We start from the raw sequence: 12467 nt of genomic DNA, 5'->3' as shown, positions 1-12467 counted from the left end.
GTTCATTATTAGAGAGTTTTAATAATTGTGGCGGTCATTAATGTAGAAGGGATTACGCAACCACAGGAAAAATTTCGCCTTTTGGCAACAGAATGATCGTGGAAAACGGGCTAGACCGGAAGGGCATGTGTTTTTTTGGTGATCTGATCATACGAGAATGGAAAGGTAGGTAAGGTACCTGCCTTGTGTAGAACCAAATGATCAGATTGCTATGAAAACGATGAAGAGAAACTTTTTCGCCCTGCTACTTTCTTTGGCGGTAACTCCGCTGGTAGCGCAGAATTACACCGTGACGTCTAACCGGGATCAGCAAGCGGCTTTTAAAGAGTACAAAACGTACGCTTGGGCCAAGCAAGCAAATTCGGACAAGGTGTTGGATTATTCTGGTAAGGATGCCAAATTGAAAAAACACCTTAAAGCCGCCATTAAGCACGAAATGACCGCGCTCGGTTATCAGGAAAGCAGCGCGAATCCTGATATCTTGATCAACTACCGGGTTTTTGAAGAGCCCATTGAAGTAGAAGGCCACGAAAACTACTTCCGCGATGCCAACTACTGGGGTGATGGCGAGATCAAGGCCGGTACGGTAGGGGTACTTCCCCTGAACGAAATGGCTACTGGTAGCACCACCGGTACTACCGGAGCCAACGAAACCCAAAAGTACACTTTTGAAGATGGTACTTTGCTGATCCAGATGGTGGACGCCAAGCGGGGAGAGGTAGTTTGGCAAGGATACGCCAGTGGCATCACAAAAGATGGTCACTTCGATAAAACGGAGAAAAACGTAGTGAAAGCGGTAAGCATGATCTACGGAGATTATGGCAGCATGATCAGCGGATTGTAATAGCCCGCCGTACTAGTCATTTCCAAAAAGAGCCCCCCGTCGCCCGGCGACGGGGGGCTCTTTTTGTTAAAGTGATCCAGTAAATGTGGGCTCCCAGAAAAGGAAAATCACCTTCGCACTCACTTTCCCAGATTTTCATAAAGCTCCTGACGGCTTTTTACATCCATTTTTTACGTAAACGATTACGCAATTAAAGGCAATTGAATAAAGGTAGAACGCCTAGGATACCTGCATTTATAACCTATGCACCAGCTTACTGAAATTTAATTACGCTTTGAGAATAAAAAATCTAATGAATGAAGGATCAGAGAATTAAAGCTACCTACCTTATTGAAACCTCCTTTGACCTGGCAACGGCGGCAGCCATCATGGCCGGGGAGCAATCCTGTGGTACTTTCGTTAGGGTTCCGGGGGAAACGGATGAGTTGAGGGAGCGTTTTTCCGCCAAAGTAGACGCCATTCAGGAAATAGCTCAGGTGGTAGCTCCTACACTGGCCGGGGCCAAAATGAAAGCGGGCGTTCCTGTACGCCGGGCGCTGGTAATGCTTTCGTGGCCTTTCCATAACGTAGGGGCCAACTTGCCCAACCTGATGGCTACCGTGGCCGGCAACCTCTACGAACTGGCTCCTTTCTCCGGCCTCAAGCTGCTCGATGTCGACGTTCCGGATGCCTTTGCTCAAAAGTACCCTGGGCCCCAATTCGGCATTGCAGGAACCAGAAAACTGACCCAGGTCTATGATAGACCTATCATCGGTACCATTATCAAGCCCAGTGTGGGACTTACCCCCGAAGCGACGGCGGCTCAGGTGAAAACCCTGATTGAAGCCGGTTTGGATTTTATTAAAGATGATGAATTAATGGGGGATTCTCCCCATTCGCCCTTTGAAGAAAGGGTAAGGCTGAGCATGGAGGTAATCAATACCTATGCCAACAAAACGGGCAAAAAGCCCATGTTTGCCTTCAATGTAAGCGGCGATGTAGATGACATGCTGCGGAGGCACGATTATGTGTTGGCGCAAGGAGGTACCTGCATCATGGCCAGCATCAACCAGGTCGGACTTTCTGGCGTGGCCAAGCTTCGGCAGCATAGCCAGCTTCCCATCCACGGGCACCGCAACTTCTGGGGCGCTCTGAGCCGAAGCGAGGTCTTAGGGCTGGAGTTCACGGCGTATCAGAAGATCTGGCGCCTGGCCGGTATAGATCACCTGCACACCAACGGCATCAGAAACAAATTTTGTGAATCGGATGAATCAGTAATCAGGTCGGTCAAAGCTTGCCTGGAGTCCCTGCTCGGCGGGTACTACATCATGCCGGTGATTTCATCCGGCCAGTGGGCGGGTCAGGCCGTTGATACCTACAAGGCCATCGAAAGTACCGATGTGATGTATGTCTGTGGCGGGGGAATTGTGGCCCATCCGGACGGTATAGCGGCTGGCGTGCGGAGTGTACGGCAAGCCTGGGAGGCGGCTATCCAGGGGATTTCTTTAACGGACTACGGAAAAACGCACGCTGAACTGCAAAAAGCCTTGGAATATTATGAATGAGCTAGAAGATCGGCACGATGTATTTCTGAGCTATTATGGCGATGATTTTACCGGATCAACGGACGTAATGGAAGCCTTGACCCTCAATGGACTGCCAACCGCCCTCTTCCTGCATCCACCGACTGTGGATGAAATTGAACATTTTAAATTGAAGAACAACCGTTTTCCGGTCGGTACCCAAATTCAGGCCTTTGGGGTAGCCGGTACGAGCCGGTCCTTGTCACCCGCGCAAATGAATGCTGAATTGCCGCCTATTTTCCAGGAAATCAGTCGGATTAGCAGCCGTTTCTTCCACTATAAAGTATGTTCGACCTTTGATTCATCTCCCGAAATAGGAAGCATTGGGCACGCCATAGACTTAGCGTGTCGCTATTTTCCTTCTTCGTTTATTCCGTTGGTAGTTGGGGCACCGAACCTAAACCGTTTTTGTGCGTTTGGCAACCTGTTTGCCCGAGTAGGCTCCACCACCTATCGGCTCGACAGGCACCCCACAATGTCCAGACATCCCATAACGCCCATGCAGGAAAGTGATCTGCGGCTGCATCTAAGTAAACAGACGCCAAGAAAGGTCCATATGCTGGATGTGCTAAGCCTGGAGGAGGGAGATGACCAGATCGAAAAACTCATACAGCAGGCCAAGGAGGACCCCTCCGCTCCGTTCTTATTGATGGATGTTATCAACCAGGACCACCTAAAGAAGATCGGCGAAATAATACTTCGGCATTCTCAAACAAAAAATCAGCTGCTTGTGGGTTCATCGGGAATAGAAGCCGCCTTAACCGCTTGCCTTCAGAAAAAAAACAGCCTTACCAAGTATGACGTATCGGTGTCGGTAGCTCAGGCTTCCAAGATGATTGTGATGGCGGGGAGTTGCTCTCCCACTACCCAAAAACAAATAGAATACGCACTCAAGGCTGGCTTTGCAGGCATACGCATTAACAGCCAAAAACTGGTTGATCCGGCAGGGCGGGAGCCGGAAATACAAAGGGTAGTAGCTCTGGCCAACCAGCTCCTGCGCCAAAAGAACGTACTACTTTATACCGCCCTGGGACCAGACGATCCGGCCATTGCCGACACCCGGGCCAAATTAGAGGTACTTTCAGACCGGGGTGCCCTTCCAGCCGATTTTCTGGCCAAGATACAGGGTAAAATGCTTCTTCAGATTCTGGAAGAACACCATGAGGCCAGAGTGATCGTGGCAGGCGGCGACACGTCAGGCTACGTAGCTGAAGCCCTGGAAATTTATGCCCTTGAGGTACTCATACCCGTAGCGCCCGGCGCTCCGCTTTGCATGGCTCATTCAAAAAATACAAAGTTCGATGGGCTTGAAATCGCCCTGAAAGGCGGCCAATGCGGCCAGGAGGATTATTTTGAATCGGTTTATTGGGGAACCACCCAAAAAGATAGGGCCGATCCGGTTTCCGTCACCAAAGCATAAAACCATCCATATTTATCAAATTCATGTATGAAAAAAGTAAGTCTAGTAGGAGCTGGCGGGAAAATGGGCTGCCGCATTACCGACAACCTGAAGAACTCAGAATATGATGTTTCGTACCTCGAGATCAGCCCGCAAGGCATTGAGCGGTTGAAAGCCCGCGGGGTAGCGGTAAGCCAGGCCGAGGAGGCTATTCCCCAGGCCGACTTTGTTATTCTAGCTGTACCGGATATTTATATCAAAGAGGTGGCCCGCGAAATAGTACCTCAGATGAAGCGCGGGGCTATGGCGCTATGCCTGGACCCGGCGGCACCCCTGGCGGGAGCCCTGCCCGAGCGGGACGACATCCGTTATTTTGCCAGCCACCCGGCTCATCCTTCAATATTCAACTACGAACCAACCAAGGAGGCTCATTTTGACTATTTTGGGGGTATTACCGCCAAGCAGGCCATCGTTTGTGCGCTGATCCAGGGCGAGGAAGAAGATTACCAGGCCGGTGAGCAACTGGCTCAGAAAATGTACGCGCCGGTTTTCCGTTCCCACCGGATCACCATCAAACAGATGGGACTATTAGAGCCCGCTCTGTCGGAAACCTTTACGGCTACCTGCCTTTTGATGCTGAAGGAAGGACTGGATGAGGTAGTTAGGCAGGGTATCCCCCGAGAAGCCGCCCGGGACTTTTTGCTAGGGCATATCAACATTCTGGCTGCCGTTATTTTTGAAGAGATTCCCGGCGTGTTTTCTGATGCCTGCTATAAAGCCATTGAATACGGACGACCAAAAATTTTTAGGGATGATTGGCAGAAAATCTTTGAACCCGAATCGGTAAAAGAACAGATCCAGGCCATCACCTAGTGCTTCAAAGCTACAAGGCTAGAAGTTAATCGCTCTTTCCATCCTCTACTATGATACCGGCCCAGCTGATGCCAAAAGAAATCATTTATTATGGTGAAGCAAAACCATTGCCCGAGCAGATCTTCCTGCAAGCGGGGCCTTGGCAGATGGTGTATGAAAACGGGGCGATACGGTATATCAAACAGGGTGACGCAGAAGTACTACGCATGGTGTATGCCGCGGTTCGGGATCAGAATTGGGGTACCGTTGAGCCGGAAATAAAAAAGCAGTACATTGAGGGCGATGGCACTAGCTTCAGCATTCGTATAGCCGTAGAATACAAGCACGAAGACATCCATTTTGTAGCTGATTATCAATTTACCGGATCTGCGACCGGCGTGCTCCGTTTTGAGATGCACGGAAAATGTATGACTTCCTTTAAAAAGAACCGAATAGGTTTTTGCGTCTTACATCCCATCCACGAATGTGCCGGGCACCCATGTATAGTTACGGAAGCCAACGGGAAAGTAATCGCCACGCAGTTTCCCGAAGCTATTAGCCCGGACCAGCCTTTTAAGAACCTGGGCTCAATCCAGTGGAATCTGCCCAACAATAACACCGCTAGGTTAACTTTTAAGGGTGATTTATTTGAAACCGAAGATCAGCGAAACTGGACCGATGCCTCCTTTAAAACCTACTGTACTCCGTTGTCCCTTCCTTTCCCGGCGGCGATGCACGCAGGAGAGGAAGTGCATCAAGAAGTGGAGTTAACACTACTCAGGGACGAGGAGGTACCTGAAAGTACCCCCGATCCTAAGCCGCTCCTCTTTACGGTGGAGGATCATTTCGCACAACTCCCCAGGATTGGAGTAGGTAGATCCACCGAAGTTCAGGAGTTGTCGGTAAGAGACGTAGCGCTGATAAAAAAAATCGGCTTTCACCATTACCGCGCTGATATTGAATTTTACAAAGCCGGATGGCAGGATCTGCTGATTACCGTTTGTAAAGAAGCAAAAGTACTTGGCCTGCCTTTGGAGCTGGCTTTGCACGTCACTGAAACGGAGTATGCCAAGGAGATAAAAAACCTCTGTACGTACCTGACCGGGGCCGGGGTGTCAGTCTATTCGTTCCTTTTATTTCAGGAAAATCAAAAAGCCACTCCCGCTAACCTTATAGAGGTACTTTCCGCTTTTATACGTAGCTATTTTCCGTCGGCAAAAATAGGAGGAGGTACCAATGCCTACTTTGCCGAGCTGAATCGACACGCACCACCGGCGGCTAAGCTGGACTTCCTGACGTATAGCCTCAATCCCCAGGTTCATGCCTTCGACAATCTTTCTCTGGTCGAAACGCTGGAAGCCCAGGGCGACACCGTAGAATCTGCCCGTAGACTTGCACCGGGAAAGGCCATTCATGTTTCCCCGGTGACGTTGAAGCCCCGATTCAACCCCAATGCCACCGCTATAGAAACAGAGGAAGTACGTGCTGAATCAGGCGTGGATACCAGGCAAATGTCTCTTTTTGGCGCTGGCTGGACTTTGGGGAGTATAAAATACTTAGCGGAGGCGGGGACACAAAGTACTACCTACTACGAAACCGTGGGACAGAAAGGCTTGCTGCTGCCTCAGGGCAGTTTTCCGCCAGGCTCATTTCCGGCGGCTCCGGGCTTTATTTTTCCTATGTTTGCTGTGTTTCAATTTATACTGGAGGAGCCTTTTGCCAAAGTAATCCGTAGCAAGAGTAGCCATCCCCTGGTATTTGATGGGATAGCTCTTAAAAGGAACAAGGGCCTGCGGCTCATTTTATCAAACCTTACCGTTCATCCGCAGGAGGTAAGCATGAGCCTTCCACAGGGTACTTTCCAAATACGCTATTTGGATGAAAGCCTTTTAAAGAATTATCATTGGCTGGAAGCATTCACCAGCTCCGCCTTACAAAAGGAAGCAATGAGTACTGCCACCACAGTTGTAATACCTCCTTATGGACTGGTATTCATCGATATAAATGAACCGGGCTCCACCAGCACAAGGTTTTAAAAATTGTAATTTTTGAAGGTATTTATTTACATTTAAAACAAAAAAGTACCTACATGCACAAGAAAGTTACAATAAAGGATTTAGCCAGCCAATTAAATCTCACGCCCGCCACCATTTCCAGGGCCTTGAATGATTCGTATGAGATTGGTCAAGTTACTAAGGAAAGAGTATGGGCGCTGGCTAAAGAACTTAATTATCAACCTGACCGGATCGCGAGTAGTCTGAGGAGCAAGCGAACCAAGCTAGTAGGTGTTATCCTACCTGATATTTCCTACTTTTTTAATTCATCCGCACTGAAAGGAATCGAAGAAGTACTAATTCCCCAAGGGTACCGGGTGATCATCTTTCAGACGGGCGAAAGTCTGGCCAGAGAGATGGACAATGTAAAAGACCTGGCTGCTATCCACGTTGATGGTATCATAGCCTCCCTTTCCACCGAAACAAAAGATTTGAATCACTTTCATGAAAACCTACCCTCCGATACCTCCTTGGTTTTCATCGATAGAGCTCCTGCCGAACCACAATATTTAAAAGTTACTATCGATAATGAAAAAGCGGCCTACACGGCGGTACTTCATCTGTTAATGGAAGGTAAGAAAAAGATAGTCTGGCTGGCAGGTCCTGCCGGCCTTAAGATTGCTGAAATACGTTATCAAGGCTATTGTGCTGCTCATAAGGTAGCCGGTATACCCATTGACCCTGACTTAGTGGTGAGGTGCGACTTCAGCAAGGGGTCAGCCTATGCGGCCATCCATCAAGTAGTAAAGGAAAGAGAAGGGGTAGACGCGATCTTTTGCATTAATGACCGCCTGGCAATTGAAGCCTTGGCGGCCGTAAATGATCATGATAAAAAAGTACCCGAAGATATCGCTCTTATGGGATTTAATAACGAAACTTTCTCCAGCTTTCTTCAGCCACCACTTACCACCGTTTCCCAACCGGCCCTTGAGATGGGGATCGAAGCAGCTACTCAACTATTAAAATTAATGCAGCGTAAGAAAACGATTATCAAGGAATACGTTTTTGAAACCGAACTTATTGAACGAGGCAGTACGATTCTTTCCAAATCCCGCCAATCGGTTAGCGAGGTATGTGTATTGTAAGCGTTGCTATAAAATTTAATGGGAAGAAATACTAAAAACGCTCTTTAGTTACTGCGAATGCCAGGGGTTTACGCTATTTGCCGTTAAACATAACTACAATCAGTATTACTATAAAATTACACTTTTGATGCGTAAAAATGCCTTATTCTACCTCTGTCTAATCTATTACTTAGTGGCGGCGCTTCTAGTTCCCGGGTTCTTTTCGGCGAATAATTCCTGGAGTCTTATTTTTAATTTGCTGCCATTGCTGATTGCCGCTATCGGACAGATGTACGTGATTCTAACGGGTGGTATCGATTTATCGGCCACAGCCATTATGGCTACCAGTAGTGTAGTTGGCGGATATATTATGAGTTCAGATTATGGACTCAATATACCGCTTTCCCCCTTGGTGCTGGTAGTAGGCGTAGCCGCCATGCTGGCAATAGGCATGTTGATCGGTTTGATCAACGGACTTTCGGTCTCGATTCTTGGCATGCCTGCTTTCATGGTGACCCTGGCCACCATGATTTTTTTTAATGGCTTGGCGGTATGGATCACAGGATCACAAAACATTTACAACCTACCCGAAGCGTTCAATAACCTATTTTATACCTCCGTGCTATGGCTACCCATTCCCATTTGGATTGGTGCTATTGTACTACTATTGGGCTTTTTCATTCTCAATAAAACGGTATTAGGCCAGTGGATCTATGCCGTGGGTATGAATGGTAAAACCGCTCGGGTTTCCGGGATTCATGTGGGCGCTACTACGGTATTTGCCTATGTCTTCAGTGGTTTCTGTGTGTCCATGGCGGCCATTTTATATACATCCAGACTAGAGACCGCCTCTCCGGTGATGGGACAAAATATATTACTTGACATCATAGGGGCGGTGATAATTGGTGGTAGTAGCCTGTATGGCGGCAAAGGTAAAATTCATATGACAACACTGGGAGCAGTCTTCATCATCTTATTGGATAACAGCCTTAATCTTATGGGGTTGTCCTATTTTATGATCATGATTATCAAAGGAGCGGTGATTGTATCGGCCGTACTGCTCAATGAATGGAAGCAAAAATCTACTGTATAAGCCTATGTTTTTAGAAATACAACGAGTCACAAAAAATTTTGGAGATGTTAGCGTTCTGAAAGATATCAACCTTGCGTTGAAGAAAGGTACCATCTTGGGCTTAGTTGGTGAAAATGGAGCCGGTAAATCAACGCTTATGAATATCCTCGGGGGAATTCACCAACCCAGCAGTGGGAAAATTATTTTTGAGGATAAAAGTTTCACTCCCACGTCTCCATCGGATTCCCTTAGGGCGGGTATTTCGCTTGTACATCAGGAGCTAAACCTTTTTTATAATCTTTCGATTAATGAGAACCTCCATATCACAGGTTTCCCGCATAAGAAAGTAGGGGGCCTTTCTATTCTGGACCAAAAAACTGCAAGAATAAAGACCGAAAGGCTGCTGAGCGCGGTAGGGCTTGATATAGACCCAACGGCGATAGTAGGAGACCTTTCAAGTGCCCAAAAACAATTGGTAGAAATAGCCAAAGCCCTCAGTACTTCGCCCCGCCTCATCATCTTTGATGAACCAAAAACATCGCTAACAAAATATGAGGCAGATAACCTATTCCGATTGATACAAGAGCTGAAATCCCAACAGACCACTATTATTTATATATCTCATAATCTTGATGATGTTATTCAGCTGGGGGATCAAATTTCTGTACTAAGAGATGGTGTACTGGTAAATACGTACAACCGCGAAGATAAAATTGGCACCAGCCAACTCATCAATGATATGATTGGAAGAGAGCTCAACCACTTTTATCCAATCCGAAACACGAAGCCTGAAGAAGAAACTATTTTTCAGACCAATGGGATCTATGCCAAAGGCTTGCTGAATGATATAACCTTTGAGTTAAAGAAAAAGGAAGTTTTAGGACTATACGGCCTGGTTGGGGCGGGCAGATCAGAGATGGTCCGAGCCCTATACGGGCTGGATGCTCTGGATGGTGGCAGCATTAGTTGGAAGAACGAAGAAGTACTTCATCCTACTCCTGCTAACTGGGTCAGGAAAAAAGTGGCCCTTTTGACCGAAGATAGGGGTGAAGACGGACTCCTGCCGGATGATACCATGGAGAAGAATATTGCTTTGGCCTCGCTGCCCACTTATTCCAAAAACCCTGGTAGCATCGTCAACTGGCGCGAATTGAAAAAAAACATCCTGAAAACAGTACAAGCTACCAAAATAAAGTACCATTCCCTTACTGACCAAAGCGTCAAGCTACTTAGTGGCGGCAATCAACAAAAGGTGATATTATCGAAGTGGTTACTTACAGAACCGGAATTACTCATCATCGATGAACCTACAAGAGGAATTGATATCGGAGCCAAATATGACATCTATGACCTGATCAATAAGCTGGTGGAAAACGGCATGAGTGTGCTAATGGTCTCATCTGAAATTGAAGAGCTCATTGGTATGTGCGACAGAATACTAGTCATGAAACAGGGTACCATTTCAAACGAGTTTAAAAAGCAAGATTTTAATCGATCGGCAATCCTGGAAGCTGCTCTACACACCTCGGAGTAGGTAAAGAATCGACTAAGCCAAACAAAAAATTATAAGCTCAAATAGGTATGAAGAATATCCATCAATACATTACCATTATTATGTTGCTGGTCATAACCGCAGCTTTCTCGCTTATCACGCCACAGTTTTTTTCCTTTCAGAATTTTACTAATATTCTTATTCAAGGTTCGTCATTAGCCATTGTTGCCACCGGGATGACCTTCGTTATTATAACCAGAGGAATTGACCTTTCGGTAGGATCAACCATGTTTCTTGCTGGGGTAATCTCGGGAAAGATGGTGGTGGCCGACACCAACCTTTGGCTAGCCTGCCTGCTAATTCTGCTAATCGGTATTTTGTTTGGGTATATCAACGCATCTTTGATTTATCGTTTCAAAGTCGTTCCGTTCATTGTAACCCTGGCTACTTTTTACATGGGTAGGGGGCTCGGGTTGTTCATCTCCGAAACCCGAGCGGTTAATTTACCGGACGTTTTTCTCTCCATTGGTACCTCCCGTATTCTGGGGATACCGTTTCCCATTGCTATTTTGTTTTTTGTCGTGCTAATCGCCCATCTAGTGCTTACCCAAACGGCGTACGGCACCCGAGTGTATGCCGTAGGAAATAGTGTAGAAAAAGCCAGGAAAGCAGGCCTTCCTATTAGGCAAGTGGTACTATCTGCCTATATCATTTGCGGCTTTTTAGCGGCCTTGGGGGGCTTTGTAGCCATTGCCCAGCTCGGGGCCATTTCTCCGTCATTTGGCATGAATAGTGAGCTTATGGCCATTTCAGCCGTTGTTTTGGGGGGCACCAGCTTGTATGGCGGTCAAGGCAATGTATTCCCGGGAACACTGGTGGGCGCTTTAACCATCCAGACGCTGCAAAATGGGCTTGTTATGATCAATGCCAACCCTTACGTGTACCCCATCGTCACGGGCCTAGTGATATTCACCATCGTATTGATGGATAGTTTAAAGCATAGAAAAAACACCAGATCACTTCAAACCTTCCCCTGATGAAAACTAAAAACGTACTTTCATCCATGATACTGCTCTTCGTTTTGCTACTAAACAGCTGCGTTAGCAAAAAGAAGGAAGGAATTACCATTGGAATATCTTTTGAAACGCTACAGACAGAGTATTGGGTAGCCAGCATGGAAGCATTAAAAAAGGAATGTGCTGAAAAAAATATAAACGTAATAGAAGCAGTTGCCAATGGCGATGCGAACCGCCAGTTTGAACAGGTTAATAATTTCATTGCCAAAGGCGTCGATGGAATTATTGTGGCTCCCAAAGATGCCTACACGGTGATTCCCATCATTAAAGCAGCTAACCGGGCCAACATTCCCATAGGCATATACAACCGTATGCCCGCCAAGAACTCAGGGCAATTTGTTACGGTAGTAGCCGATAACTATGAGATCACCAAACGGACCGTACAGCATTTGTGTGAGCTAGCCAAGGGTACCAATCAAAAGTACAAAGCCATGATTCTTATTGGCGATTTGGGTGATATTAATGCCGTAGAAAGGAGAAGAGGTTTTAACGATGCCATTGCTGCCTATTCGGATATCATCGAATTAGTAGCAGAGGTACCTACCGAGTGGAATCAGGAAAAAGCACTGGCCGGTGCCATCAACTCACTTCAGGCCCATCACGATATAAATTTTATATTTACCTCTTCTGATTTTCTTTTTCCATCACTGATATCTGCTCTGAAGAATACCGGGAAATACCATAAAATAGGTCACCCTAAACATGTCTTACTTGCAGGTTTCGATGGGGATGCAACCGCTTTTAACCTTTTGTCAAAGGGGTACCTGGATGCGGATGGCGTTCAGGATTTAAGGTTAGAGTGTAAGGAGCTTATTCATGCTATAGTATCCAGGGATAGCCTTACTAAACCAAAAGTTATCTCAGATCCTGGCTTTGTTATCCATCAAAAAAACTTAGCGGAGACAGTGAATAGAATGTGGGGGGCTAATTTGCCGTAATCTGTTCACGAGAGTATTTCGGGCCCATCCCTGATCCCTATTTTTATGTGCGTAGTATCTCTTGAATAATACGCACAAGTTGCTATTTCCCGACCCAAAAGCCGATGCTTTTGC

10 protein-coding genes are annotated in these 12467 nt (G+C 46.8%); all 10 read left to right on the top strand.

The genetic code is table 11. From position 1 onward, the window contains the following. The first annotated feature begins 220 nt into the window (after positions 1-220). Positions 221-844, top strand: a complete 624-nt coding sequence (locus HNQ92_RS09065) for a DUF4136 domain-containing protein (RefSeq protein ID WP_184173339.1) — start codon at positions 221-223, stop codon at positions 842-844. Positions 845-1140: 296 nt separating this feature from the next. Then, a complete protein-coding gene (locus tag HNQ92_RS09060; protein WP_184173337.1) occupies positions 1141-2388 on the top strand; it encodes a ribulose-bisphosphate carboxylase large subunit family protein in 1248 nt (415 codons plus the stop codon). Beyond that, entirely contained in the window at positions 2381-3826 is a 1446-nt protein-coding gene (locus tag HNQ92_RS09055) for a four-carbon acid sugar kinase family protein (protein ID WP_184173335.1), read from the top strand. Before HNQ92_RS09060 ends, HNQ92_RS09055 begins: the two co-directional genes overlap by 8 nt. A 27-nt stretch (positions 3827-3853) precedes the next feature. Then, positions 3854-4678 (top strand): phosphogluconate dehydrogenase C-terminal domain-containing protein, encoded by an 825-nt coding sequence (locus tag HNQ92_RS09050; protein WP_184173333.1) that lies wholly within the window; start codon positions 3854-3856, stop codon positions 4676-4678. A gap of 68 nt (positions 4679-4746) precedes the next feature. After that, a complete protein-coding gene (locus HNQ92_RS09045) occupies positions 4747-6693 on the top strand; it encodes a D-apionate lactonase family protein (protein WP_184173332.1) in 1947 nt (648 codons plus the stop codon). A gap of 53 nt (positions 6694-6746) precedes the next feature. Beyond that, positions 6747-7796, top strand: coding sequence for a LacI family DNA-binding transcriptional regulator (locus HNQ92_RS09040; protein WP_184173330.1), 1050 nt, complete (start codon positions 6747-6749; stop codon positions 7794-7796). 127 nt (positions 7797-7923) lie between these two features. Further along, the gene (locus HNQ92_RS09035; protein ID WP_184173327.1) at positions 7924-8868 is read left to right on the top strand and encodes an ABC transporter permease; all 945 of its coding nucleotides are present in this window, start codon (positions 7924-7926) and stop codon (positions 8866-8868) included. Between the two features lie 4 nt (positions 8869-8872). Then, positions 8873-10381, top strand: coding sequence for a sugar ABC transporter ATP-binding protein (locus HNQ92_RS09030; protein ID WP_184173325.1), 1509 nt, complete (start codon positions 8873-8875; stop codon positions 10379-10381). 47 nt (positions 10382-10428) lie between these two features. Next, on the top strand, positions 10429-11376 hold the full coding sequence (locus HNQ92_RS09025; protein ID WP_184173322.1) for an ABC transporter permease: 948 nt from the start codon (positions 10429-10431) through the stop codon (positions 11374-11376). Continuing rightward, positions 11376-12353, top strand: coding sequence for a sugar ABC transporter substrate-binding protein (locus HNQ92_RS09020; protein WP_184173320.1), 978 nt, complete (start codon positions 11376-11378; stop codon positions 12351-12353). The genes HNQ92_RS09025 and HNQ92_RS09020 overlap by 1 nt, the downstream gene beginning before the upstream one ends. The last annotated feature ends 114 nt before the right edge of the window (positions 12354-12467 follow it).

It is taken from the genome of Rhabdobacter roseus (assembly GCF_014202275.1).
Taxonomy (GTDB): domain Bacteria; phylum Bacteroidota; class Bacteroidia; order Cytophagales; family Spirosomataceae; genus Rhabdobacter; species Rhabdobacter roseus.
Note: the sequence above shows the minus strand (reverse complement) of the source record. Positions and strands in the feature narration are given on the sequence as shown.

Bases quoted from the DNA above. Each gene is read 5' to 3' on its own strand.
- HNQ92_RS09035 (WP_184173327.1), top strand. From the start codon at position 7,924: ATGCGTAAAAATGCCTTATTCTACCTCTGTCTAATCTATTACTTAGTG.
- HNQ92_RS09025 (WP_184173322.1), top strand. From the start codon at position 10,429: ATGAAGAATATCCATCAATACATTACCATTATTATGTTGCTGGTCATA.
- HNQ92_RS09030 (WP_184173325.1), top strand. From the start codon at position 8,873: ATGTTTTTAGAAATACAACGAGTCACAAAAAATTTTGGAGATGTTAGC.
- HNQ92_RS09020 (WP_184173320.1), top strand. From the start codon at position 11,376: ATGAAAACTAAAAACGTACTTTCATCCATGATACTGCTCTTCGTTTTG.
- HNQ92_RS09040 (WP_184173330.1), top strand. From the start codon at position 6,747: ATGCACAAGAAAGTTACAATAAAGGATTTAGCCAGCCAATTAAATCTC.
- HNQ92_RS09060 (WP_184173337.1), top strand. From the start codon at position 1,141: ATGAAGGATCAGAGAATTAAAGCTACCTACCTTATTGAAACCTCCTTT.
- HNQ92_RS09045 (WP_184173332.1), top strand. From the start codon at position 4,747: ATGCCAAAAGAAATCATTTATTATGGTGAAGCAAAACCATTGCCCGAG.
- HNQ92_RS09050 (WP_184173333.1), top strand. From the start codon at position 3,854: ATGAAAAAAGTAAGTCTAGTAGGAGCTGGCGGGAAAATGGGCTGCCGC.
- HNQ92_RS09055 (WP_184173335.1), top strand. From the start codon at position 2,381: ATGAATGAGCTAGAAGATCGGCACGATGTATTTCTGAGCTATTATGGC.
- HNQ92_RS09065 (WP_184173339.1), top strand. From the start codon at position 221: ATGAAGAGAAACTTTTTCGCCCTGCTACTTTCTTTGGCGGTAACTCCG.